Annotated in this window: 22 protein-coding genes; 12 read left to right on the plus strand and 10 right to left on the minus strand. The window is 63.7% G+C overall.

Features of this window, described 5'->3' with window-relative positions; genetic code table 11:
- Nucleotides 1–36 precede the first annotated feature (36 nt).
- From BLT16_RS21200 to BLT16_RS01140, 3 genes are all read left to right on the plus strand, one after another.
- Nucleotides 37–510, plus strand: a complete 474-nt coding sequence (locus BLT16_RS21200; protein ID WP_089656671.1) for a lasso peptide biosynthesis B2 protein — start codon at nucleotides 37–39, stop codon at nucleotides 508–510.
- Nucleotides 507–2,390 carry an asparagine synthase-related protein gene (locus tag BLT16_RS01135; protein WP_089656672.1) on the plus strand — a complete coding sequence of 628 codons (1,884 nt, stop codon included), beginning with the start codon at nucleotides 507–509 and terminating at the stop codon, nucleotides 2,388–2,390. Before BLT16_RS21200 ends, BLT16_RS01135 begins: the two co-directional genes overlap by 4 nt.
- Before the next feature lie 430 nt (nucleotides 2,391–2,820).
- Complete coding sequence (locus BLT16_RS01140; protein WP_176817130.1) at nucleotides 2,821–3,120, plus strand: PqqD family peptide modification chaperone; 300 nt, start codon at nucleotides 2,821–2,823, stop codon at nucleotides 3,118–3,120.
- Here the strand turns inward: BLT16_RS01140 and BLT16_RS01145 are convergent.
- The 8 genes from BLT16_RS01145 to xdhA all read right to left on the minus strand — a co-directional run bounded on the left by BLT16_RS01145 (nucleotide 3,099) and on the right by xdhA (nucleotide 14,616).
- Entirely contained in the window at nucleotides 3,099–4,916 is a 1,818-nt protein-coding gene (locus BLT16_RS01145) for an ABC transporter ATP-binding protein (protein WP_143025025.1), read from the minus strand. The genes BLT16_RS01140 and BLT16_RS01145 overlap by 22 nt on opposite strands.
- 5 nt (nucleotides 4,917–4,921) lie before the next feature.
- Nucleotides 4,922–6,106, minus strand: coding sequence for a nucleotidyltransferase family protein (locus tag BLT16_RS01150; protein WP_089656675.1), 1,185 nt, complete (start codon nucleotides 6,104–6,106; stop codon nucleotides 4,922–4,924).
- Nucleotides 6,096–7,115: a phosphoenolpyruvate carboxykinase (ATP) gene (locus BLT16_RS01155; protein ID WP_089656676.1), complete on the minus strand. Its 1,020-nt coding sequence runs from the start codon at nucleotides 7,113–7,115 to the stop codon at nucleotides 6,096–6,098. Before BLT16_RS01155 ends, BLT16_RS01150 begins: the two co-directional genes overlap by 11 nt.
- 126 nt (nucleotides 7,116–7,241) lie before the next feature.
- Nucleotides 7,242–8,231, minus strand: coding sequence for a cytochrome-c peroxidase (locus BLT16_RS01160; RefSeq protein ID WP_089656677.1), 990 nt, complete (start codon nucleotides 8,229–8,231; stop codon nucleotides 7,242–7,244).
- 228 nt (nucleotides 8,232–8,459) lie between these two features.
- Nucleotides 8,460–9,800 (minus strand): guanine deaminase, encoded by a 1,341-nt coding sequence (gene guaD, locus BLT16_RS01165; RefSeq protein WP_089656678.1) that lies wholly within the window; start codon nucleotides 9,798–9,800, stop codon nucleotides 8,460–8,462.
- Between the two features lie 38 nt (nucleotides 9,801–9,838).
- Nucleotides 9,839–10,717, minus strand: a complete 879-nt coding sequence (gene xdhC / locus BLT16_RS01170) for a xanthine dehydrogenase accessory protein XdhC (RefSeq protein WP_089656679.1) — start codon at nucleotides 10,715–10,717, stop codon at nucleotides 9,839–9,841.
- Entirely contained in the window at nucleotides 10,704–13,166 is a 2,463-nt protein-coding gene (gene xdhB / locus BLT16_RS01175) for a xanthine dehydrogenase molybdopterin binding subunit (RefSeq protein ID WP_089656680.1), read from the minus strand. Before xdhB ends, xdhC begins: the two co-directional genes overlap by 14 nt.
- Nucleotides 13,150–14,616, minus strand: coding sequence for a xanthine dehydrogenase small subunit (gene xdhA / locus BLT16_RS01180; protein WP_089656681.1), 1,467 nt, complete (start codon nucleotides 14,614–14,616; stop codon nucleotides 13,150–13,152). Before xdhA ends, xdhB begins: the two co-directional genes overlap by 17 nt.
- Before the next feature lie 510 nt (nucleotides 14,617–15,126).
- Here xdhA and BLT16_RS01185 point away from each other — a divergent pair.
- The 9 genes from BLT16_RS01185 (at nucleotide 15,127) to BLT16_RS01225 (ending at nucleotide 21,980) form a co-directional block, all read left to right on the plus strand.
- Nucleotides 15,127–15,765 carry a TetR/AcrR family transcriptional regulator gene (locus BLT16_RS01185; protein ID WP_089656682.1) on the plus strand — a complete coding sequence of 213 codons (639 nt, stop codon included), beginning with the start codon at nucleotides 15,127–15,129 and terminating at the stop codon, nucleotides 15,763–15,765.
- Between the two features lie 110 nt (nucleotides 15,766–15,875).
- Complete coding sequence (locus tag BLT16_RS01190) at nucleotides 15,876–16,598, plus strand: GntR family transcriptional regulator (RefSeq protein ID WP_089656683.1); 723 nt, start codon at nucleotides 15,876–15,878, stop codon at nucleotides 16,596–16,598.
- Nucleotides 16,599–16,608: 10 nt separating this feature from the next.
- On the plus strand, nucleotides 16,609–19,089 hold the full coding sequence (gene hrpB, locus BLT16_RS01195; RefSeq protein ID WP_089656684.1) for an ATP-dependent helicase HrpB: 2,481 nt from the start codon (nucleotides 16,609–16,611) through the stop codon (nucleotides 19,087–19,089).
- Nucleotides 19,090–19,182: 93 nt separating this feature from the next.
- Complete coding sequence (locus BLT16_RS01200; protein ID WP_076747887.1) at nucleotides 19,183–19,851, plus strand: Bax inhibitor-1/YccA family protein; 669 nt, start codon at nucleotides 19,183–19,185, stop codon at nucleotides 19,849–19,851.
- A gap of 98 nt (nucleotides 19,852–19,949) precedes the next feature.
- Complete coding sequence (gene tusD, locus BLT16_RS01205) at nucleotides 19,950–20,342, plus strand: sulfurtransferase complex subunit TusD (RefSeq protein ID WP_089656685.1); 393 nt, start codon at nucleotides 19,950–19,952, stop codon at nucleotides 20,340–20,342.
- A 7-nt stretch (nucleotides 20,343–20,349) separates the two neighbouring features.
- Nucleotides 20,350–20,730 carry a sulfurtransferase complex subunit TusC gene (gene tusC / locus BLT16_RS01210; RefSeq protein WP_089656686.1) on the plus strand — a complete coding sequence of 127 codons (381 nt, stop codon included), beginning with the start codon at nucleotides 20,350–20,352 and terminating at the stop codon, nucleotides 20,728–20,730.
- A 16-nt stretch (nucleotides 20,731–20,746) separates the two neighbouring features.
- Nucleotides 20,747–21,037, plus strand: a complete 291-nt coding sequence (gene tusB, locus BLT16_RS01215; RefSeq protein ID WP_089656687.1) for a sulfurtransferase complex subunit TusB — start codon at nucleotides 20,747–20,749, stop codon at nucleotides 21,035–21,037.
- Complete coding sequence (locus tag BLT16_RS01220; protein WP_089656688.1) at nucleotides 21,037–21,390, plus strand: TusE/DsrC/DsvC family sulfur relay protein; 354 nt, start codon at nucleotides 21,037–21,039, stop codon at nucleotides 21,388–21,390. Before tusB ends, BLT16_RS01220 begins: the two co-directional genes overlap by 1 nt.
- Before the next feature lie 8 nt (nucleotides 21,391–21,398).
- Entirely contained in the window at nucleotides 21,399–21,980 is a 582-nt protein-coding gene (locus tag BLT16_RS01225) for an acyl carrier protein phosphodiesterase (protein ID WP_089656689.1), read from the plus strand.
- Here BLT16_RS01225 and BLT16_RS01230 read toward each other — a convergent pair.
- Entirely contained in the window at nucleotides 21,966–23,171 is a 1,206-nt protein-coding gene (locus BLT16_RS01230; RefSeq protein ID WP_089656690.1) for a molybdopterin molybdotransferase MoeA, read from the minus strand. The genes BLT16_RS01225 and BLT16_RS01230 overlap by 15 nt on opposite strands.
- Entirely contained in the window at nucleotides 23,164–23,694 is a 531-nt protein-coding gene (gene moaB / locus BLT16_RS01235; RefSeq protein ID WP_089656691.1) for a molybdenum cofactor biosynthesis protein B, read from the minus strand. Before moaB ends, BLT16_RS01230 begins: the two co-directional genes overlap by 8 nt.
- Between the last annotated feature and the right edge of the window lie 3 nt (nucleotides 23,695–23,697).

Raw genomic sequence — 23,697 nt, forward strand, 5'->3', positions numbered from 1 at the left:
ATTAACTCTGAACTTGTTTTCGGCTATTGATGAGATATGAACATCGGGAAGCGGTTATGCAAAATCAGTTGGTTTAAATTGATCGAAGCGCTAATAATGCTGGTGTTTTCATGTCTGTTAATTCGTTGCTTTCCGTTCCGTTGGTGGTCAGGCTGGTTGGGTACGCGTTCGCAAGGCGAGGTGACTGCCATTGACCCAGTGCGGGATCATCGTGTCGGAGACGTGGCTCGAACTCTCAATGCTATCAATCGTCGCTGTGGCGGCCGCTTCACCTGCCTGATGCTTGCCATGGCCGCCCACTGGATGCTTGGTCGCAGGGGGATTTCCAGCAGCTTAGTGCTAGGGACTCGCACAGAGATCGCGGATGACCAGAGTCTGGTCATGCACGCCCATGCCTGGCTACGTGTTGGGCCCCGGGTGGTGCTGGGGGCGCATGATGGTAGCTATGTGGCGGTATCGAGTTTCGTGCGTGGTCACCCGTCAACGGCAGAGAGAACGAAGCTACCTTGAGCGCGATTCTGGGGCGAATCAATTTTTCGGGCCGTACGGTCGTCCCGGAAGACTTTCATCGGGCCTTGTCGATACTGGACGACTATGGCCCTGAGGGTAGCCGCGCCCGCTTGGATGGGCCGGTAGCCCTGGGGTTTCAGCGACTCGATATCTCGCCCGAATCCGCTTTCGAAGACCAGCCTCTGGTCCAGGGGGGCTTGTGCATCGTCGCTGACGTCATTCTCGACAATCGCGATGAACTCTGTGAGCGGTTGGCCATTGACAGGTCGATGAGAGCGGGGCTGCCGGATAGTTACCTCATCCTTTCGGCCTATCGTCGCTGGGGGCGCGATTGCGTGGATGCACTGGTGGGCGATTTTGCTTTCGCTATCTGGGACGATGAACGCCAACGATTGTTCTGTGCACGGGATCATATCGGCGCCCGCCCGCTTTATTATTGTCATTACGGCGGGGCCTTTTCGCTGGCCACTGATCGTCGCGCTTTGCTGGCCTTTTCCGACGTGCCGAGGCAGATCGACGAGACGCGAGTTGCAAGCTACCTTCTCTGGCCCTCGGAGTTTCATGAAGCGAGTTTCTTCAGTCGGATGCTCCCTTTGCCGGCCGGCTACTGGCTGGAGGCCGGCGCGACGGGACTGAACATCCAGCGCTACTGGCACCCGGAGCAGGTGGCGGATGTTCGCTATGCACGGCGAGACGATTATGCCGAGCACTGTCGTGAGTTGCTCGAGCAGGTCGTGGCGTCGCGCCTGCGCACTGGTTTTCCAATCGGCTCGCACGTTAGTGGCGGGCTTGACTCAAGCGGAGTAGCGCTGCTCGCTGGACGTCAACTGAATGGGGGCAGCCAGGCACTGGCGCGATGTTACACCTGGGCACCGGCGGTCAGTAACGCCTACCCACTATCATCCCATGAGCGCGACGAGCGGACCATCATTGACACCCTCTGCCGGCGTGAGGGTGTCGAATGCCATTACGGAACGGCGTCCGGTAGAGACCTGCAGGCCTTTCTGCAGCGGGACATGGCCGTAGAGGGCGATACGGATCTTTTCGAGGAGTTACCGGTGATGGCCGATGCCGGTGAACGTAGCATCAGAATTATGCTATCGGGATGGGGCGGCGACGAATCAGCCACTTTCACTACCCGGGGGTATCCGTCGAGTCTCTTGCGACGTGGGGCCTGGTGGCAGTTGTTGATGATGGCTCGCAGTCATGGCGGCGGGCTGCGCAATTGGCGGTACGTCCTGCATTATCTATGGCAGCAGGCGATGCTGCCGAATTTGCCAGATAGCATTTATGACCGATACTCACCCTTTCGGCCATCTCAGGAGCTTGAGCGTTATATTGCCCCGGCATTCGTGGCAAGCGTATCCAATCCGCAGACGCGACGAATGAGAGCTTGGCGTGAATATCCAGGGCCTCAGCGTATGCAGGCCGAGTTACTGCTGAATGGCCACCTGGCGGCGCGGATGGCTAGCTGGTCGCATTGGGCAGCACCGCATGGCGTGATATATCGCTATCCGCTCACTGATAAGAGGCTCTTGGATTTTACCCTGGGCCTGCCAGTGGAGCTGCTCTGGCAGAGAGGGCGGGTGCGTGGTCTCTACCGGCAGTCGCTTAGCGACTTGCTGCCTTCAGGCTTGGCCAAAGTTGATCATGCGAACGAGAAAAAACGGCTTAGAGTCGCCCATGAGGGCTGGAGACTATTGGCCAAGAGTCTCCCTTCAGGAGGGGATAAGGGGCTCTGTCCATGGCTTGATATGGCGACATTACGCCGGCATCTTAACGCCATTCCCAAGACTATGTCTCAGAAGGAGCTGCTTAAGCTGGTTTGCTTGGGACGTGCATATCGAGTATGGCAAATATGGTGTCGATATGGTGGCTAACGTAGTGTTGATGTCATGAGAATAATGGTCAGTCAGGGCCACTCAATTATATTGATATTTTGCGTTTTGTAACTCACATTGAAAGGAATCGAAAGTGGTGGGCATCGATGTGGTTTAGTCGACATTCGCGGGAGGTTACCGCAGGGTTGTTTTGAGGGTGTGCTAATGAAAGAGCCGGCTGTAGACAATGTATTGCGACGGGAGTGGATTTCGCCGCAGCTGAGTCGGATGAAAATCGAGGAGACGCTCTCCTCGCCTTCTCCGGCCCAAGGAGAGAGCAATGCGCATTCGAATGGAATCCATAATGGCAATGTGCCAGGCGGGAGCTACTCCTGAAGTAATTGACTGAAGTGTTTCATGCCCTTCCTGGGACGCCCCGGGAAGGGCGTTTTTATAAATGTCATGGCTGAGTATGGCAATGGGGTGTGAAATGAAACTAGAGGATAGTGTAAAGCGGAGCGGCGAGCCATTAGTCTCACGGGTCGATGAAGACCTGATCCTGTTCAGTGCTGAAAAGGGAATGTATTACGGAACCCGTGCAGTGGGTAACCGCATTTGGGAGTTGGCCGCCGAACCCCGCCAGGTTAGCGATATCTGCGAACACTTGATGGAAGAGTTTGACGTGGATCGGGAGACCTGTCAAAAAGAGGTTGTGGCGTTCCTTGAGTCATTGGAAAATGAGGGCTTGATTGATGTTGGTGTTGCGTGTCATGCATCCACCTCTCGGTAGTGATGCGCCTGCTGGCTAAACAATTTGCTGTATATCCCGCCTCTTGCGATCAGCTCTTCATGAGTACCCGCCTCGCATATCTCTCCTTTCTCCAGCACGTAGATGTAGTCCGCCATACGCACCGTCGATAGCCGATGGCTGATTATCAGTGCTGCACGATGGTCAATCCGCTCACGAAAGTTCTCAAAGAGTTCGAACTCTGCACCAGGATCAAGCGCACTGGTGGGTTCATCGAGGATGATGAACTCGGAGCGACGTAGCAGGGCGCGTGATAGCGCGATTTTCTGCCATTGGCCGATACTGAGTTCCTGGCCATCGTCAAACATTCTGGTCAAGGGCGTTGCGTAGCCCTTGCTGAGTTCGTTTATAAATGGCGCGGCACCGGCATGGGTGGCTGCACTTTCAATGTTTACGCTACCTGTCGACACACTCATATCGCCATAACGTATGTTGTCGCTGACCGTAGCGGCATAGTGGGCGTAGTCTTGGAAGGTCACGCTGAACAGACCGCGATACGCTTCCAGGGCGTAACCGCGTATATCCCGCCCGTCCAGCGTGATATGCCCACGGGTAGGGTCATAGAGACGGCATAGAAGTTTTATCAGTGACGTCTTGCCTGAACCGTTAGCGCCCACCAGGGCAACGACCTGGCCGGGACGAATACTCAGGTCGATATTGTTGAGCACTGTAGTGTCGGTTCCCGGGTATCGAAAGCTCACGCCTTCAAAGCGAATGCCTTCGGAGAGTTGGGGTGGGGCTTCAGCGGGATGCTCAGGGTCGGTGATTCCAGGACGGATATCCAGAAAATCCAGCAGCAGACCCACGTAAAGGTGATCTTCATAGAGCTTACCGAGCTGCTGTACGAGCTCTTGCCCCATGGACTGGGCGCGCTGGAAGATCAACAGGAACAGCACCAGGTCGCCGACGCTGTTGCGTCCTGCCGCCGTTAGCCAGGCGAGGAAAGCCAGCGCAGCGAAGAAGGCGATATTGGCAAGGCAAGCCACCGCCAGCTCGGTGCGGGTGCGGCGCAGGGTGATGCGCATGCGCTCTCGGCGTATCACCCTGCGGAGTCCAGCATACTGTTCGCGAAGATGCTCACCGAGTCGATTGAGGCGAAGTTCCTTGGCATGCAAGTCGGAGGTCATTAGCCAGTCCAGATAGCCGGCACGCCGCTCCAGCTGGGTCCGTCGTCGCTGCCAGTCATAGAGGTGGCGTGTGAAGTACAGCCGCACCAGCAAGCCCGGTACGATGGCCAGCACTAGAATGGGCAACAGGCGCCAGTCGATGGTCACAATCAGCCCCACGACAGCGAGCAGCATCAGGAGGTTCTTGACCAGCATTAGCAGGTTGCCGATGACCTGGGCGGGGCGCTGATTGCCTGACTCACGAGCGCGCTGGAGTGTGTCGAAATAGCGTGGGCTCTCGTAGAAGGCCAGGTCGGCGCTAATGGCGCGGGCATGAATCTCACCATCGATATGGTCGGCCACCTGCAGTCCTTGTGCTTCGCGGGCTAAGCCGGACATGGAGCGGCTCGTCAGGTAGGCCAGGGTGCAGGCTCCGGTGAGGGCTACACACCAGAGGATTGACGGAAAGTCGGCGCTTCCAGCCTCGGGCCCCAGCTGGACGGTGACCAGATCTACCAGCTGTTTGAGCAGGTAGAGCACGGTGAGCCCGAAGCCGACCTCCATTAGCATCAGTAGCGAACTGAGCAGCGTCCAGCGACGACTACTCTCCCAGAGTAGTGGCAGCATCCGCTTGAAGGTGTGGAGGGGGGCGAGAAACCTGTAAGTCGGCATCAGGATCACCGGCTCTGTGTCAGGTGCTTGACCACGCCGCGGAGTGGGCGACTCAGCCAGTAGAGCCACTGCCAGTTACGAGGCAGCGGCCGAGACTGGTAGTCGGAGTAACTGGGACGCCACGGCCTTAATAGGCGCCGGGCGCGCGAACTTAGCAGCTCAAGACGTCGTCCCTGCCAGGCGAACGCAAAATCGGCCGTAGCATTCCGCTCACGAAGGGTGACTTCTGTAGCGTAGCCGCCTTGTAGGCTGGTCAGGCAGCTGTTGAGCAAGTCGTGGCCGTGGTTGCTTAGCCTCGAGTCCTGCCAGGGTGATGGGCCGCTGCAAGCCTGAGAGAATGATAGGCAGGCCTCCAGGGTGGCAGTCAGGCCACGTCGCTCAGCGCAAGCTCGCACCGCTTGCAGATCGAATGCCGGATCATGCTGCATGGCGTCCAGGTCAGCAAGCCAATGCAGGTGTGACCAGTGATGGCGGCTATGGTGCAGGCAGCAGTAGACGAACAATTCTGGGGTGGGCATCACAGACAGCGGCGTATCGTTGAGGAAAACCCGTTCTGCCATGGCAATCAGTGCTTCACTGTCGTAAATGTTGCCTGCCTGGTCCAGCTGTTGATGAAACTCGATCGCGACCCCTTGGGGAGATATCAGGGTAATGACAGCCTGCGCCCGGCACACGAAAGCCAGGCTTCTCTCATCATTGTTCAAGCCTGTTGGCAGGTAGGACGTAAAGCCTTTATTCAATGCGCACGACAGTAGCCGGGGCATATCTCTTGGCGCAACCAGCACGTCGATATCGCGACAGAAGCGCTGGGCCGGATCGGCGTAGTACCTTAACCCCAGCGATGGACCTTTGAAGAAGAGGTGAGGAATACCCGCAGGGATAAGCAGATCACGAGCAATATCTCTCTGAACCGCCGCGATTCGCAGCCCATGCTGAATAAGCAGGAGATTCCGGCCACGCAGGGCAGCAAGATGCTCGGCAGGCAGTGATGCAGGCGCGAGTTGCTGGAGATGGCCATACACCAGCGGCAGTATGAATTGCGCGTTTGCTCTGTCGATCAGTCGGTCCCATGACGCGACTTGACGGCAGAGTACCAGGGCGGCTCGTTGCTGCTCGAAGGTTAACCCGACCCGTGCCAGCAGCATCAGAAGCTGCCATTCGGCATCCGGGCGGACAGGCTTAGTGGGCATCCTCAGCCTCTTGCTGAATCCGTCTGGTCAGCGGCTCGAGGTGATGCGCCATTTCCGTCAATGAGCGTGGCCGACGAAAGCGGTAGACTCGTAGGCGAGCTGCCAGCGCACTGACATCCTGAAGCAGGCGTGCTGGCGTGTCGCCAAGATGACCCAGTTCAGGACGGTAGAGCGTCGCTATAACGGCTTGGAACGCGTCCAGACCTGTGATGCGCTCGATACTTGCGGTTTCGTTATGGGGGACATCTTCCAGCACTACCAGTGCGTGAAGCGATTGTTTCGATGCCTGGAAGCCCTGGTGGTGTGAGAGCTGATATTTATCGAGTCGCGTTCTATCCGGCTCCAGGCCATGTGTGGAGAGACCAAGAGCCTTGAGAGCGTCCTTCCAGAGCTTTAGGCGGGGCGGGCCAGGGTAGAGAACTGGATCATTCTCCTCGGGACGTATAACAGCGACGTCGTCGCTGACCAGGGGCCAGCCGTGGTGATAGTGAAGCCAGGCGGCGAGGGTCGATTTGCCCGCACCAGAGCGACCGGTAAAGCCCCATACCCCCGCAGTGGTCTTCACAGCGCTCAGGTGGAGGGGAAGCCAGCTACGCTGATACAACGCAGCACCCAGGCCGCCACCTAGCAGAAATAGCCGGATATCCCGTGACTCTGCCTCTTGTTGGCTATCCTCCGCATGCAGGCTCTCCACGATGATGCGCTGGCCATGCTCGATACGTAGCCGCACGATGTCATTGAAGTAGAGCTGTGTAATGGCGTTACTGGCTGAGACCCAAGGTTCTTTGCCCTCGTGATCGCATAGCGGAGTGATATGGCCGTTTTCGATTTCGAGGTCAGGCGCCGCGGTGGCTGATGCCTGGAGGAGTTCGGGCAGCACCAGTGAGGACGCCACCGTCAATCCATAAACGCTGTAGTAGTGTCGGGGTAACGAGTCGGATGAGTGGCCGTGCCGCTTGGCTGCAACCTCGGTGGGGTCAACACAGGTCTGAGCCTTGGCGTCGAGCATCGGCAGTCGTCCCTACGAGTGAGTAGAGTGCTACAGGGCTGGAGAGCGCTTCAGATACTCCTTGAAGCGCTCTCCTGTAGCTTAATACTGCCACTTTGTTACATCAAGTAATCGCTTGTGCCTGTGTCAAGGCAGTGCTGGCACCTCGAAGTCCGGCATCTCGCCTGTCAGGGTATGCAGGAAGGCGGTGATATCGTCGATCTTGTCCTCCTCGAACTCGCGGCCGAGCATTTCGGTCCCCATGATCGCCACGGCTTCCTCGAGGGTTTCAGTGGCACCGTTGTTCATATATGGATAGGTAACGCCGACGTTACGCAGTGTCGGGGTGCGGAAGCGGAACTTGTCACTTTCCACGCCGGTGACCTCATAGCGGCCGACATCGGTGGAGCCTGGCACCTGGATACGGTGGAAATTACTGTCGGTGAAGGCCGGGCCACTGTGACAGGCGGCGCAACCGTTATCGACGAAGGCCACCATGCCGCGCTTTTCCTGCTCATTGAGCGCATCCAGATCGCCTCGCAGGTAGCGGTCGAAGGGCGAGTTCGGGGTGTTCAGCGTGCGCTGGAAGCTGGCTAGCGCATGCGCCAGATTGTCGGCAGTGATGGGATCCTCGTCATCGGGATAGGCGGCGGCGAACTTCTCCTGATACAACGAGAATTCGGTCAGCCGTTCGATGGCGTGCTCGAGCTGCATGGCCATCTCGATATCGGCCTCGATGGGCCCCAGCGCCTGGCCTTCGAGGTCCGGTTCGCGACCGTCCCAGAACTGCGACTCGAGAAACCCCGAGTTGAGTACGGTGGGGGTGTTGCGCTCGCCGATCTGGCCGTCGTGGCCGGTGGCGCGCGGGATACGGTCGCTCCAGCCCAGCGCCGGATTGTGACAGGTGGCGCAGCTGATCACGCCGCTGGCGGAAATACGCGGCTCGAAGAACAGCATGTTGCCGAGGTCGACCTTCTCCTCGGTCAGCGAATTATCGGCGGGAATTGGCGGAAAATGCGGCAGTGGCTCGAAGCGCTCACGATAGTCGGCAAAGCCGTCATCGGCGCTGGTGCTGAGCGATATTCCCAGCAGGGCGCTTGCGCCAATGGCAGCGACCCAGGATGTCTTGTGTTGCATGTTGGTTTCCCCTCTTGAAGCCCTTATAGGGTTTTTCCCCACCGCGTTGATGTCAGAGCGGTGATGGAAAGTGGTGCCATATCAGGCTAATGCACGAATCGAGGAGGGGACTTGAGCTGGATCAAGCCGATATAACAAGCGAGTAGGAAAAAAAGGGCGACCATCGGAGATAGCCGCCCAATCAGCGCAACGCGTACGTTCCTGAAACACAGAGTCCTGTGCGCGGTATCAGGGTGTAGAGGCGACGTCGCGCTGGTGCACACATTCACCGTTGGCCCAGGTGGCGTAGACGGTGCGGTCGTCGCCGAGCATCATCAGCGCGAACAGCTGCTCGGCGAGGTTACGGGTTCTGGCGCTGCGACGCGCCAGCAGTGGGGTGGCGGCGGGGTCGAGGACCACGATGTCGGCTTCCTTGCCCTCGCGCAGGCTGCCAATATGGCTATCGAGATGCAGGGCCCGGGCGTTACCCAGGGTCAGGCGATAAAAGCCCTGCCAGGCGGTCAGCGGCTGGCCGAGCAGTTGCCCGACCTGGTAGGCCGCCTTGAGGGTGGCCAGGCCCGACAGGTCCGTTCCACCACCGACGTCGCTGGCCAGCGTGGTGTTGAGGCCGGCATCGCGGCATGCCAATCGGTCGAACAGCCCGCTGCCCAGAAACAGGTTGGACGTCGGGCAGAAGGCGATGTTGGCGCCGGCGGCGGCCAGTCGGTTGCGCATTGGCTGGTCGAGATGAATGCCGTGGGCGAAGGTGCTGCGCGGCCCCACCAGGCCATAGCGCTCGTAGACCCCGAGATAGTCGCGACAGTCCGGGAACAGTTCGGCGACCCAGTCGATCTCGCCCTTATTCTCGGACAGATGCGTCTGCAGGTGCAGATCCGGCGCGTTGCGCAGGATGCCGCCCACGGTATCCAGCTGTGCCGGGCTGGAGGTCGGCGCGAAGCGCGGTGTCAGGGTGTAACCGAGGCGGTCCTTGCCGTGCCAGTCGGCGATCAGCCGCTCGCTGTCGCGTACGCCGCTCTCGACGCTGTCGGTCAGGGCCTCGGGGGCATGGCGGTCCATCAGCACCTTGCCGGCCAGCATGCGTAGCCCGCGACGCTGGGCGGCGGCGAAGAAGGTGTCCACCGACACCGGGTGCGAGGTGCAGAACACCTGGGCAGTGGTGGTGCCGACCCTGAGCTGCTCGTCGAGAAAGGCCTCGGCGACGTTCTCGGCGTGGGCCCGCTCGGCGAAGCGGCACTCCTCAGGAAAGGTGTACTCGTTGAGCCAGTCGAGCAGCTGACGACCGTAGGAGGCCATGATATCGAGCTGCACGTAGTGCACGTGGCTGTCGATAAAGCCCGGCATCATCAGCTTGCCGGCATAGTCGACCACCTCGATGCCGACGGGCAGGCGCGGCGCCAGCTCGGCATACTCGCCGATCGCCTTGATGCGGCCATCGACCAGCCAGATGGCGCCGTCTTCGAGGTGCAGCAAGCTGCCGGGCTCCGGCGTGTCACCTTCACCAGGATCGTTGAGAAAGCTCACCACGGGGCCGCGCAGCACGCGTCCCGCTGAAAGGTCAGCGTTGATCATATCGTTCTCCGTCTGGACGGGCGGCTTGGCGCCCGCCGTCATTCGTCTGTCGGTGCTGTAAACGCCTTGCGCAGGGTGTCCGGGGCGACGCCGCGGCGATCACTCTGTGACGCTGTGGGCTTCAAGGTCAGTAGTTCGGTGACCATCGACAGGGCGATCTCGTAAGGCAGCTTGCCCTTGGCCCCGGCCACCCCGATCGGGCAGCGCACCTCGGCGTCGAGGCGCGCCTGGGCGTGCCCGGCATCGCGCAGGCGGCGCTGGAAACTGACCCACTTGCTGTGCGAGCCGATCAGGCCGATGGAGGCGCAGTCGCCTCGGGTGAGCAGCGCATCGACCAGCGCGCAGTCCTCGCCGTGATCATGGGTCATCACCAGCGCATGGCAGCCTGGCGGCAACGTCGCCACCGCGGCGGCGGGATCCGGCGCGTGATGCTTGGCGAGGCGCGGTCGCTGCTGCGCCGGGAAGACATCGTCGCGGCTGTCGAACCAGTGAACCCGCCACGGCAGGGGGGCCATCAGCCCCACCAGCGCCTGGCCGACGTGGCCGGCGCCAAACAGCGCGACCTGCATCTCGGCACCGGCGAACAGCTCGATCAGCACGTGCACGTAGCCACCGCAGCACTGGCCGCTGCGCCCGCCCAGCGGAAAGGCTTCGAGCCGGGTGCCGGATTCGCCGCGGGCCAGCGCCTCTTGGGCGCAGGCGATGACCTGGAACTCGAAGGTGCCGCCGCCCAGGGTGTCGTGCACGGCATCTTCGGTAATCAGCATCTTGGCGCCCGGCTCGCGCGGCGTGGAGCCGGCCGCGCCGACCACGCTGGCCAGGGCGTGGGGCTGGGCCTCGCGCTGCAGCGCGTGCAGCGCGGCATGCCAGGGCAGGGCGCTGCCCTGCTGCTGCAGCGACGCCTCAGGCCGGCGCATGGTGGGCCTCTTGGGATGCCAACGTGCGCTGACGCAGTGCCTCGGCGGCCATCAGCACCCGCTCCGGGGTCGCCGGGGTGTCGAGGCGGGGCGCCTCGCGATAATCGACGAGACTCGAGAGCGCATCGCGCAGCGCCGACCACACCGCCATGCCGAGCATGAACGGTGGCTCGCCGACCGCCTTGGAGCGGTAGATGCTGGCCTGGGAATTGGGGTGACCCTGCATCAGTTCGACGTTGAACACCGGCGGCAGATCGCCGAACGCGGGGATCTTGTAGGTGGCGGGACCGTCGCTGACCAGGCGGCCGGCGTCGTTCCACTTGAGCTCCTCGCTGGTCAACCAGCCCATGCCTTGAATGAAGCCGCCCTCGACCTGGCCGATGTCGATGGCCGGGTTCAGCGAGTCGCCGACGTCATGCAGGATATCGACCCGATCCACCAGGTACTCACCGCTCAAGGTGTCGACGCTGACCTCGGCTACTGCGGCACCGAAGGCGTAGTAGTAGAACGGCCGGCCTTTGGCGGTCTCGCGGTCGTAGTGAATCAGCGGCGTGGAATAGAAGCCCTTCTCCGACAGTGAGATGCGTGACAGATAGGCGGCCTGGACCAGCTCACCCCAGGGGATGCGGCGCTCGGCTTCGCCGCTGCCGGCGATCAGCGCGCCTGCTTCCAGGCGCATGCCCTCGCGGTCGAGGCCGCCGCGGTCGGCACCGAAGTGCTCGGCGGCGAAGTCGAAGAGCCGCGCCTTGAGCGTAAGACAGGCGTCGCGGGCGGCCTGGCCGTTGAGATCGGCGCCGCTGGAGGCCGCGGTGGGCGAGGTGTTGGGCACCTTGTCGGTGCGCGTGGCGCTAATACGCACCTGTTCGAGGTCGAGGCCCAGCTCGCGGGCCACTACCTGACACACCTTGGTGTGCAGGCCCTGGCCCATCTCGGTGCCACCGTGGTTGATCATCACGCTGCCGTCGGTATAGACGTGAAGCAGGGCGCCGGCCTGGTTGAGATGCTTGGCGGTGAAGGAGATGCCGAACTTCACCGGCGTCAGTGCCAGGCCCTTCTTGATGATCGGGTTGCGGGCATTGTGGGCGACGACGGCTTCGCGGCGTGCCCAGTAGTCGCTGCTCTGCTCGAGCTGGGCGATCAAGTCATGGAGCAAGCCGAGCTGCTCCACCGGCTGGCCGTAGTGGGTGACGTCGCGCCCGGCGCGATAGAGGTTGCGCTTGCGAATGGTCAGCGGGTCTTGGCCGAGGCGGCGGGCGATATCGTCCATCGCCGCCTCGATGATCATCATGCCCTGGGGGCCGCCGAAACCGCGGAAGGCGGTATTCGAGGCGGTGTGGGTCTTGGCGCGGTGGCCGGTGACCCGCGCGCTGCCCAGCGAGTAGGCGTTGTCGGCATGGAACATGGCGCGGTCGACGATGGCTTCGGAGAGGTCCGGCGAGTAGCCGCAGTCGCCGATGACGGTAATGTCGCCTCCCTGCAGCACGCCCTGGGCATCGAAGCCGAGCTGGTAGCGGTTGTGGAAGGGGTGGCGCTTGCCGGTGGCGCGCATGTCCTCGGCGCGCGGCAGACGAACACGGGTGGTACGCCCGGTGCGCCGCGCGATGATCGCGGCAATGCAGGCCCACGGCGAGGCCTGGGTCTCCTTGCCGCCGAAGCCGCCGCCCATACGGCGCATCTCCACGGTGACCGCGTGGAAGGGAATGTCGAGCACCTCGGCGACCAGCTTCTGGGTTTCGCTGGGGTGCTGGTTGGAGGTGTGCACGATGACCCCTTCATCCTCGGTGGGCTGCACCAGACAGGCTTGCCCTTCGAGGTAGAAGTGCTCCTGGCCGCCGACGAACTGCTCGCTCTCGATCACGTGGGCGGCACCGCTCAGCGCTGCCTGCCAGTCACCGCTCTGCTGTACGTGGGTAGGCCGCACGAACTCCTCGCGCTCGGCGGCGGCCACCGGGTCGAGGCTGGCCGGCCGTTCGTCGATCTCGACCGAGGCCAGCGTCACGGCGCGGCGCGCCGCCTGGTGGCTCTCGGCGGCCACCGCGAACAGGCACTGGCCGACGTAGCTGATCTCGTCGTCGGCGAAGATTGGGTCGCCGGGAAACACCGGGCCGATGTCAGTATGGCCGGGAACGTCGACGATGGTGATCACATCGACCACGCCGGGGGCGGACTTGACCTTCTCCAGATCGAGGCGGGTCAGGCGGCCGTGGGCCACCGGCGAGAGACCCAATGCCACGTGCAGGGCATCGGCCGGGGCCTGGAGGTCATCGATATAGGCGGCGCGGCCGGTGACGTGCTTGACGGCACTCTCGTGGGCGCGGGTCGTTCCGGGCGCTCCCTGGCGAGCGATATCGCTGGTCTCGCGGGCCAGCGGGCCATCGCCTTTGTTGCGACCCTGCTGGTCGGCGCGCGCCTTGGCTGAAGCGGGTGAGAGTTCAGTGAGCGTACGCATGCAGGGTCACCTCTTGTTGGGGGGTGGCGTGGCGGTCGGCGTCGATCATCAGTCGCAGCCGTTCGAGCAGGTTACTCGCTGCCACTTGGCGATACTCGGCGCTGCCGCGCACGTCGCTCATCGGCTGAAAGTCCTGAGCAAGGGCGGCACGCGCGTCGGCAAAGGTGGTGTCATCCGGGGCCTGGCCTTCGAGAATGGCCTCGGCGGCGGCGGCGCGCTTGGGAATCGCCGCCATACCACCGAAGGCCAGGCGTACGTCGCGCATCACCCCGTCGTCGAGGCGCCAGGCAAAGGCGCCCAGCACCGCCGAAATATCGTCTTCTCGCCGCTTGGACAGCTTCCAGACCTTGAGATTCTGCGCCTCGTCCGGACGCGGCATGAAAATCGCGCGGATGAATTCGTTGGCGCCAAGCGCGGTCTGCTTATAGTCGAGGAAGAAGTCGCTTAGCGGCAGTTCGCGCTCACCGTCGGGGCCATCGAGACTCACTCGGGCGTCGAGGGCCAGAAGCACCGGCGGTGAGTCGCCGATCGGTGAGGCGTTGGCAACGTTGCCGCCGAGGGTGCCGCGGTTGCGGATCTGCTTGGAGGCAAAACGGTGCAGCAGGTGAGCAAAGGCGGGGAAGTGCGTCTCGAACAGCGGCTCGAGGCGCGAGTAAGTCACCGCGGCACCGATCCACCAGCCTTGTGGGGTCTCCTCGATGGCATTGAGTTCGGCGACCTGGCGTACGTCGATCAGGTCATCCAGGGCCTTGAGCTGCTGGGTGGTCTCGAGCCACAAATCCGTGGCACCGGCCACCAGGCGGGCCTCGGGGCGTTCGGCCTTGAGCTTTCGCAGCGCGGCGAGATCGCGCGGGGCGACGTAGTGGCCACCACGGGTCGCGCTGGCCTTGGCCGAGCGCAGCTGAGCGACGTTGCTGGCCAGGTCGGGATCGTCGGCCCATAGCGGGTGCGTATCGGGATAGTCGTTCATGCTCAACGCGGCGTCGCGGATCGGGCGATAGCCGGTGCAGCGGCACAGGTTACCGCCCAGCACCTCCTCGAGTCGCTGCTGACTCAGTGGCGTCGGCGTGCGGCGCTGCTCCTCGTGCAGGGTAAACAGCGACATCACGATGCCCGGTGTGCAGAAGCCGCACTGACTACCGTGGCATTCGACCATGGCGGCCTGGGCCGGATGCAGCGCATCGCCGCGGGCTAAGCCCTCGACGGTGACCAGGTGGCAGCCGTCGAGCTGGTGGGCGGGGGTGATGCAGCCGTTGGCGGCCGCATAGCGCAGCGCGCCGTCGTCGCCGGGCTCGCCGATGGCCACGGTGCAGGCACCGCAGTCACCCGAGGCGCAGCCTTCCTTGGTGCCGGTCTGGCCCAGGCGTGTGCGCAGGAGTTCGAGAATGCTGGTGTCGGCGGGCACGTCGTTGCAGCGCTGACGCTTGCCGTTGAGATAGAAGTCGATCATCGCAGGATCCGCTGGTTGTTGTACTCTCCAAGCCGCGCCGGCTTGGCAAGGTGACACAAGGAGATGTTGCCGCGTTCTGACCAAGTGGTCAACTTGAGATAAGCGTGGCTCATCCTCGGCAAGAGCGCAAGGCGCTGGCGCAGAAAATTATCGTGCAATCGGGCTCAGTGCAGATGGCCACACCGCTCGGGACTGATCCGTCGACAGGTCTACGAGGGGGCGCTGTAAACCATCCCTGGGCGCTACCTATGCCCTGCTGCGCTCTAGCATCCTGCTCCGCTTGCAGGACCGGGGCTGGCCATCCATGGCCAGCCCGTTCGGAGGAATCCTCCTCACCCATGGCATAGAACCCCCTCTTCGACCTGTCCCCGGCGTCCCTCGCTATGCCTGGGACTGATCCATCGACAGGCCTACGAGGGGGCGCTGTAAACCGTCCCGCGCCATCCCCGGCATTGCAGGGCGCAGGCGCCTGCGGCAAGCTTGTGGGCTCCATTCGCAAGAGCTTGAGCCATGACAGCGACCTCTGTGGCCGAATCGACAGCCACCCGCCTGCGCAACGAGAAAGCCATCCTCGAGGCGGCCGAGCAGGTGTTCGCCCAGCACGGCTATCGCGGTGCCAGCGTCCAGGCCATTGCCGAAGCGGCCGGGCTGCCCAAATCCAACGTGCTCTATTACGTGGGCAGCAAGCAGAAGCTCTACGTGACGCTTCTCGAGCGCATGATGGCACGCTGGAATGCCATGCTCGACGACATCAGCGTCGATGACGATCCCGCTGAGGTACTCGAGGCCTTCATTCGCAGCAAGATGCAGCTGACCCGTGATCATCCTCGCGGTTCGCGGCTGTTTGCCGCGGAGATTCTCGGCGGCGCGCCTTTTCTGCAGGAGTATCTGCGCGGCGAGCTGCGCGACTGGGTCGAGGCGCGGGCGAGAGTCTTCGAGCAGTGGGCCGAGCGCGGCCTGATGGACCGCATCGATCCGGTTTGGCTGATCTTCCTGATCTGGTCATCGACCCAGCACTACGCCGACTTCGAGGCCCAGGTGCTGGGCATCACCGACCGCAGCACTCTGAGCGACGAGGACTACCAGCGCATCACGGAATTCCTGTGCACGGTGATTCTCAAAGGCTGCGGCGTTGCCACGCACCGCTAAGGCTGACTTTGTATACAAATTGATGATGTAATGGTGGGCAGTCGTGTCGCACCATGTCAGGGTGACACCTACATCCAACGCGCGAGCCTACGAGTCGAGGACATCACATCATGAGTAGCCGCTGGCAGGACGAGGTACTCGCCGACGTCGCATCCGGCGTCCGCATCAACGACCAGCATATCGTCGAGCGGATCCGCCAGGCGGTGCTGATGCAGCGCCTGCCGCCCAACACCCGGCTGCCGGAAGTGGCGCTGGGTGAGATCTTCGGGGTCAGCCGCTCGGTGGTGCGCAAGGCGCTGACGCGGCTGGCCTCCGATCACGTGATCACTCAGCAGCCTAACCAGGTGGCGCGGGTCAGCGCACCCAGCGTTGACGAGACGCGTGAGATCTTCGCCGCGCGGCGGCTGGTGGAGGGCGAGGTAGTGGCGCTGCTGGCGGCCGACGCCGCTCCGGCCTGGCGTACGCGATTGAGCGAGCTATGCGACGCGGAGGCCGAGGCCCATGCGCGCGGCGACGAACCGCAGCGTATCGAGCACTCGCTGGCGCTGCACCATACCCTGGCCGAGCACTCCCCCAATCGCATCCTGGGGGCCATGCTTAGCGACCTGATCCTGCGCACCTCGATCGTGATCGCCCTCTACAAGCATGCCGGGCTCGCGTCCTGCTATCTGGAGGGCGACCATCCGCGCCTACGTGACGCATTGGCGGCGGGAGACTGTGAGGCGGCGCGTGCGGCGATCCACCATCACCTCGATAGTCTCGAGGCGCTGCTCGACCTGCGTACCAAGTCGTCGCAGATCGATCTGGCGGCGATCTTTGGCCAGTCCGCCTGATTCCGTGCCAGTGTTACCGATAGATGAGCACTTGGCGGCCATTGCCGGTGCCCTGGATGCGTCGGCGACGGCGCTATTGGTCGCCGAGCCTGGCGCCGGCAAGACCACCCGTGTCCCCCTCGCGCTGCTCGAGGCCGATTGGTGCCGCGAGGGCACGCTACTGCTGCTCGAGCCGCGGCGGGTGGCGGCCAGGCTGGCGGCGCAGCACATGGCCGATCAGCTCGGCGAAGCGCTGGGGGAAACGGTCGGCTATCGCATGCGCGGCGAGAGCCGGGTGGGGCCGCGCACGCGGCTCGAAGTGATCACTCAGGGGGTGCTGACCCGGCTGTTGCAGGATGATCCGCTACTCGAAGGTGTAGCCGGCATCCTGTTCGATGAATTCCATGAACGCAGCCTCGAGGCAGACCTTGGGCTGGCGCTGACCCTCGACGTACAGCAGGGGCTGCGTGAAGACCTTCGCCTACTGGTGATGTCGGCAACCCTAGACGTCGCGGCGCTGCAGGTGCTGCTGGGCCGGGAGGCGCCGGTCATCGAATGCGCCGGGCGCAGCTATCCGGTGACGACGCACTATCGCCCGCTGCGAACAGTGAGACATCGCCAGGATACCGCCCGCCAGCAGGCCAGCGTAGTGCATGAAGCGCTCGCTGCGGCAGACGGGGACGTACTGGTGATCCTGCCCGGGGTGGCGGAAATTCGCCGCCTGGCCGGCGTGCTGGCCGAACGAGAGCCCTCTCTAGCGGTATTGGAACTCCATGGCAGACTGCCGCTGGAGGCGCAGCGTCGTGCACTGCAGGCGGATCCCGAGGGGCGTCGTCGGGTGGTGCTGGCGACCGCCATCGCCGAGTCGAGCGTCACCGTTGACGGCGTACGCATCGTCATCGACGCCGGGCGTGAGCGAGTGCCGATGTTCCAGCCGCGCAGCGGCATGACGCGTCTGGCGACGCGACACGTCAACCGTGCCAGCGCCGACCAGCGGCGTGGACGCGCGGGTCGCCAGGCGCCGGGGATCTGCTATCGGCTATGGGCCGAGGAGCTGCCACTGGTGCCTCACGGCGAGCCGGAAATACGCCAGGCCGATCTGGCCCCGCTGGCTTTCGAGCTGGCGCGCTGGGGCATCAGCGACGTTGACAGCCTGCGCTGGGTAACGCCACCGCCGGCTGCGGCCCTGGCGGCGGCGCGGGAGCTGCTGCAGCGCCTCGGCGTGCTCGACACGCAGCTTTATTTGACCGACCTGGGGCGTCGCTGTGTCCGCTGGCCGACGCATCCGCGCCTGGCGGCGATGCTCGAGCACGCCGCCGAGCGGCGTTGCATGGCATTGGCCTGTGCCCTGGTGGCGCTGCTGGAGAGCCGCGACGGCGAGCGCGAGGAGGACCTGGTGCGGGCGCTCGAACAGCGCCTGGCACGTCCCGCGGACTACCGGGCGTGGCAGCGCGATGCCAAGCGGCTGTGTCGCAGCGCCGGTGTGCCGCTGGCGGTAGCGTCGTTCGAGGAAGTGGGAGAGCTGCTGGCAGTGGCGTTTCCCGAGCGTATCGCCCAGCAGTTGGCGGTGGGGCGCTTCCGCTTGTCGGGAGGCGGTCAGGCGACGCTGCCCGAGGGGCATCCGCTGGCCCACAGCGAGCTGCTTGTGGCCGCTGAGCTCGACGGTGACGCCACCGCAGCGCGCATCTACCGGGCGGCGCCGGTCAGTTTGACGCGTCTCGAGGCGTGCTTTCCGTCGCTTGCCGAGTGGCAGGAGAGGGTCGAGTGGTCGGAGCAGGAGGGGCGGCTGCTCGGCGAGCAAGTGCGCGCCCTGGATGCGCTCGTGGTGGCCAGACGGCCAATGACCTCGCTGCCACCCGAGGCGGTTCGCGGCGCGCTCCTCGCATCGCTGAAGCGCAACGCAACGCTGCCCTTCGACGACGTGGCCGACCAGTTGCGAGGGCGGGTGGCGCTGTTGCGGCGCGAATTCGGCGAGCCCTGGCCCGACTGGTCCCAGGCGGCGCTGCTGGCGCGCCTCGATGACTGGTTGGGGCCATACCTCGACGGCGTCACGCGGCTCGAAGCGATCGCTCGACTGCCGCTGGGGCGCTATCTTCAGGACTCTCTCGACTGGCCGCGGCGCGAGCGGCTCGCCGAGCTGGCGCCGGAGCGCATGACCCTGCCCAGCGGCAACGCGGTGCGGCTCGACTATCGGCCCTGTCTGGACGGCGAGGACCCGCTGCTGGCTGCCAAGCTGCAGGAGCTGTTTGGGTGGCAGGCCACGCCGCGTTTGGCAGATGGCCGGGTGACGCCGCTGGTGCACCTGCTGTCGCCGGCCCGCCGCCCGCTCCAGGTGACACGTGATCTCGCCAGTTTCTGGGCCAACGGGTATGCGGAGGTGCGCAAGGACATGCGCGGGCGCTATCCCAAGCACCCCTGGCCGGAGGATCCTCTCAGCGCCGCAGCGACGGCGCGAACCAAGCGTCGCAGCGATGCTGCGTCGAATAGTGGTGGAACTCGGCATAGACTTTGATGATCAGAGCGTTAACCGAAAGTCTTGCACCGACACACGCGAGACGGCATCCTTGGTTCACGCAAGATCTACAATTTCAGGGAGCATCGATCAATGGCTTATCAAGAGTCACATGTGACACAGCGTCAGGCGAGCGCGGTCAGTACCAACAAGGTGCTACGCAACACGTACGCCTTGCTGGCCATGACCCTCCTGTTCTCCGCCGTGACTGCCGGGGCCGCCATGGCCATGGGCATCGAGCGGATGAACATCTTCGTGTTCTTCATCGGTGCCTACGGCCTGATGTTCCTGGTGCACAAGACGGCCAACTCGGCGGCCGGCCTGCTGGCGACGTTCGCCTTCACCGGGTTCATGGGGTTCACCCTGGGGCCGATCCTAAGTGCCTACCTGGCCATGCCCAACGGTGCCGCGCTGATCATGAACGCCCTGGCGATGACCGGTGCCACCTTCATCGGCCTGTCCGCCGTGGCACTGATCACCAAGAAGGATTTCAGCTTCCTCGGCAACTTCCTGCTGGCCGGCGCCATCGTGTTGATCCTGGCCATGGTCGCAGCGCTGATCTTCAACATCCCGACACTCTCGCTGGCAGTATCGGCCGGCTTCGTGCTGTTCGCTTCAGCGGCGATCCTGTTCCAGACCAGTGAGATCGTGCATCGCGCTGGCGAGACCAACTACATCCTCGCCACCATCACCCTGTACGTCTCGATCTACAACCTGTTCGTCAGCCTGCTGTCGATCCTGGGTATCATGAACAGCGACTGACCGTTGTCGCTCGTGAGTGCAGGCCCCGCCTCATTGGTGGGGCCTGCGTGTTTCAGGGCGAGGTATCTGCCATTGCCGTGGTGAAAGGAGAGAGCTGCATGCGCTACGCCTTGTTGGTTCAGGGTGGGCCCTATAGCCATCAGGCAGCGCATTCGGCGCTGCGCTTTGCCGAGGCCGCGATTGCGCGCGGGCACCACCTCGAGACGGTGTTTTTCTACCATGATGGGGTATACAACGCCGCGCGTCTCGCCGCGCCGCCCCAGGACGAGCCGCACCTGGTGGATGGTTTCCGGTCGCTGCACGAGGCTCACGGCACCCAGCTCAAGGTATGCATCGCCGCAGGCCTGCGGCGCGGTCTGCTCGACGAGCGCGAGGCGGCCCGCCATGGCAAGCAGGGGCATAGCCTGGAAGCGCCGTTCGAGCTGACCGGGCTCGGTCAGTTGATCGATGCCGGGCTCAGCCACGACCGACTCATCACCTTTTCCCCATGAGGTTTCCATGCAGCATGACAGCGTAGAGACCGCCGGTGAGCTACTGATAATACTTCGCCATGCTCCCCACGGCAGCAGCTGGCTGCGCGAAGGGCTCGATGCGGCCCTGGTGGCAGCGGCTTTCGGCCGCCAGGTGACGCTGCTGTTCTGCGGCGAGGGGGTCACGGCGCTGGTGGCTGAACAGACCGCCGGGCCGCTGGGGCAGAAGGGCACCCAGCCGACGCTGGAGATGCTGGCGATGTATGATATCGATACGCTGCTGGTCGATCAGCAAGCGCTCGACGAGCGTGGGCTTACCGCGGCGGATCTACTGCTGCCGGTGAGACCGTTGGCGCCACCCCAACTGGCGGCGGCGCTGGCCGCCCACCCGCTGGTGCTGAATTTCTGAAGGCCCGGAGACTGTCATGATTCTGCATACCTTGAACCGATCACCCACCGAAAGCCGCGTCTATCGTCAGGCGCTGGCGGCAATGGGGCCTGATGATCGCCTGTTGCTGATCGAAGACGGTGTTCAGGGTGCGCTGCCCTCGCTAGTACGCCATTTCGGTGAACTCGAGGGGCGCTTGTTTGCCCTGCGCGAGGATCTCGAGGCGCGTGGCCTTGCCGGACGCTGTGCGGCCGAGGTGCTGGTGGTGGATGCCGATGGCTTCGTTGCCCTGACCGAGGAAGCGGACAAGACGGTGAGCTGGTTCTGATGGCGTCCTCGGAAATATACCGTTATCTTGATGTGCTCGGAAAACCGGTGGCACTTGATCCCGAAGGCTTTCTCATCCATCTCGACGATTGGTCTCCAGCCGTTGCCGAGGCGCTTGCCGCGGAGGAATCACGGACGCTCACCGACGAACACTGGGAAGTGATCGAGGTGCTGCGTGACTTCTATGACCGCTTCGAGGCCTCGCCGGCGATGCGACCGCTGGTCAAGGCGGTAGGCCAGGCGCTGGGCCCGGAGAAGGGCAAGTCGCTGCACCTGATGCGGTTGTTCCCGGACAGCCCGGCGAAGGTCGGCGCGCGGCTGGCCGGGCTACCCAAACCCGCCAACTGCCTGTAGGCCGGCTGATGAATTTCCTCGCCCACGCCTGGCTGGCGCGCCACGGCAGTGATGATTTTCTCTACGGCAACCTGATTGCCGACGGCGTCAAGGGCCGCGACCTTAGCGACTGGGCTGAGGCTACGGCGCAGGGGATTCGCCATCACCGTCGCGTTGACGCCTGGGTCGATCGGCATCCCCGCGTACTGGCGGCGCTTCAGCGAGCACCACGCGCGCAGCGACGCTATGCGCCGATTGCCCTGGACCTGGTATGGGATCACTTCCTGGCGCGTGACAAGGCGCCGCTTACGGAGCAGCAGCTGTTGGTGGAGCGCTGCTACCGACTGCTCGCGGCGCGCTCGGCGCCGGCGCGGCTTGAGAGCATGGTGCCGTCCTTGGTCGCACACGACTGGCTGCGTGGCTACGCCGATTTCGATTTCACCTGCCGTGCGGTGGCCGGCATCGGCCAGCGCCTGACAGGCCCTAACCGGCTGGCCGAACTGGTGCCCTGGCTGTACGACGACTACTCGGCGCTGGAGCACGATTTCCGGCAGCTGTGGCCAGCGGTGCATGAGGAGCTGGCTAGCGACGGCGCCTCACACCAGCCATAGGCAGTCGATCTCATCTCCCTGGCGTACCTCGCTATGCGGCGGAATCACCGCCAGCGCATCGGCTTGAATACAGGAAGACAAAACCCCCGAATTCTGGTCGCGAAAGGCGCGGGCCGTGATGCCCTTGGTGGTGAAGGTCAGCGCGACGCGCATATAGTGCTGGCGGGCCTGGGTGCGGGTGGCGAAATCCGCGTACGCGCGCAGTTGGGGCAACTCAGCAAGCGCCGGACAGCCGAGCAGCGCACCGACCAGCGGGCGCAGGAATAGCCAGGCGCCGACAAATCCCGATACCGGATTGCCGGGCAGGCCGACGAAGCGCGCGCTGCTGCCATCGGGTCGTGGCAGACGTCCGATAGCCAGTGGCTTGCCTGGCCGTATGGCAAGCCGCCACAGATCCAGCTCGCCTAGCTCGGTCAGCGCGGTCTTTACGTGGTCCTCCTCGCCGACGCTGACGCCGCCGGTGGACACTACCATGTCTGCCTGGGCGGCGGCGTCGGCCAAACAGCGCCGCGTCGTCTCGAGGTCATCGGCCACACGGCTAACCAGCACCACCTCGGCACCGAACTGCTCGATCAGCTGGCGCAGCATCGGCCGATTGGAGTTATAGATCTGCCCTGGGGCTAGCGGCTGGCCGGGGTCGATCACTTCGTCACCGGTGGAGAGCAGCGCCACCCGCGGCCGGCGCGTCACGCTCACCTCGGTAATCCCTTGGCCTGCCAGGTGGCCGAGCGCTGCGGCATTCAGCGTTTGGCCGGCCTCGAGCAGCACCGCGCCGGCGCTGACATCGCGGCCTCGCCGACGCAGGTTGTCGCCAGCGGGAATCCCTGCCGGGAACAATGCCAGCTCGTCATCGCGCTCGACGCGTTCCTGCATCACCACACAGTCGGCACCGGGCGGGATCTCACCCCCGGTGAAGATCCGTGCGCAGCTGCCTGGCGCCAGCGGCTTGGCCGGCTGGCCGGCGGTGATGCGCTGGGAGATTGGCAACCACTGCCCGGCGTCGCGACTGTTCAGCGCATAGCCGTCCATGGCGCTGTTGTCGAAGGGGGGCACGTCGAGGCGTGCGGTGACGCTGTCGGCCAGCACGCGTCCGCCGGCGACGTCCAGCGGTAGGGGTTCCGCCGCCAGCCGTGTGACGCCATCAAGCAGGGCGGCCAGCGCGGCTTTCACGGGCTGCAGGTCGTCAGCCATGGGTGCCACGCTCCGGTATCACCAGGTTGGCGAAGTTGCACGGCTTGTGGCGGCTATCCAGTTGCTCGAGCAGAATGCCGTCCCAGGCCGTACGGCAGGCGCCGGTTGAGCCGGGCAGGCAGAACACCACGGTGGCATTGGCAAGTCCGCCCAGGCAGCGACTCTGGATGGTCGAGCTGCCGACGTCGTCAAACGAGAGTTGGCGGAACAGTTCGCCGAAACCTTCGATGGGCTTGTCGAACAGTACCCTCACCGCCTCGGGTGTCGAATCGCGTCCGGTGAAGCCTGTCCCGCCGGTTGTCAGTATCACCTGCACGCTGGGGTCAGCGATCCAAGCGGCGACCTGAGCACGGATGCGGTAGACGTCGTCGACCACGATGCGCTTGTCGGCCAGGTGGTGCCCGGCCTCGGTGAGGCGCTCGACCAGCAATTGACCGCTGCGGTCGGTGGTCTCAGTGCGGGTGTCGGAGACCGTCAGTACCGCAACGTTGAGCGGCACCTGGGTGTTGCGATCATCGCTCATGGG

Origin of the sequence: Franzmannia pantelleriensis (assembly GCF_900102875.1) — a bacterium.
Classification (GTDB): domain Bacteria; phylum Pseudomonadota; class Gammaproteobacteria; order Pseudomonadales; family Halomonadaceae; genus Franzmannia; species Franzmannia pantelleriensis.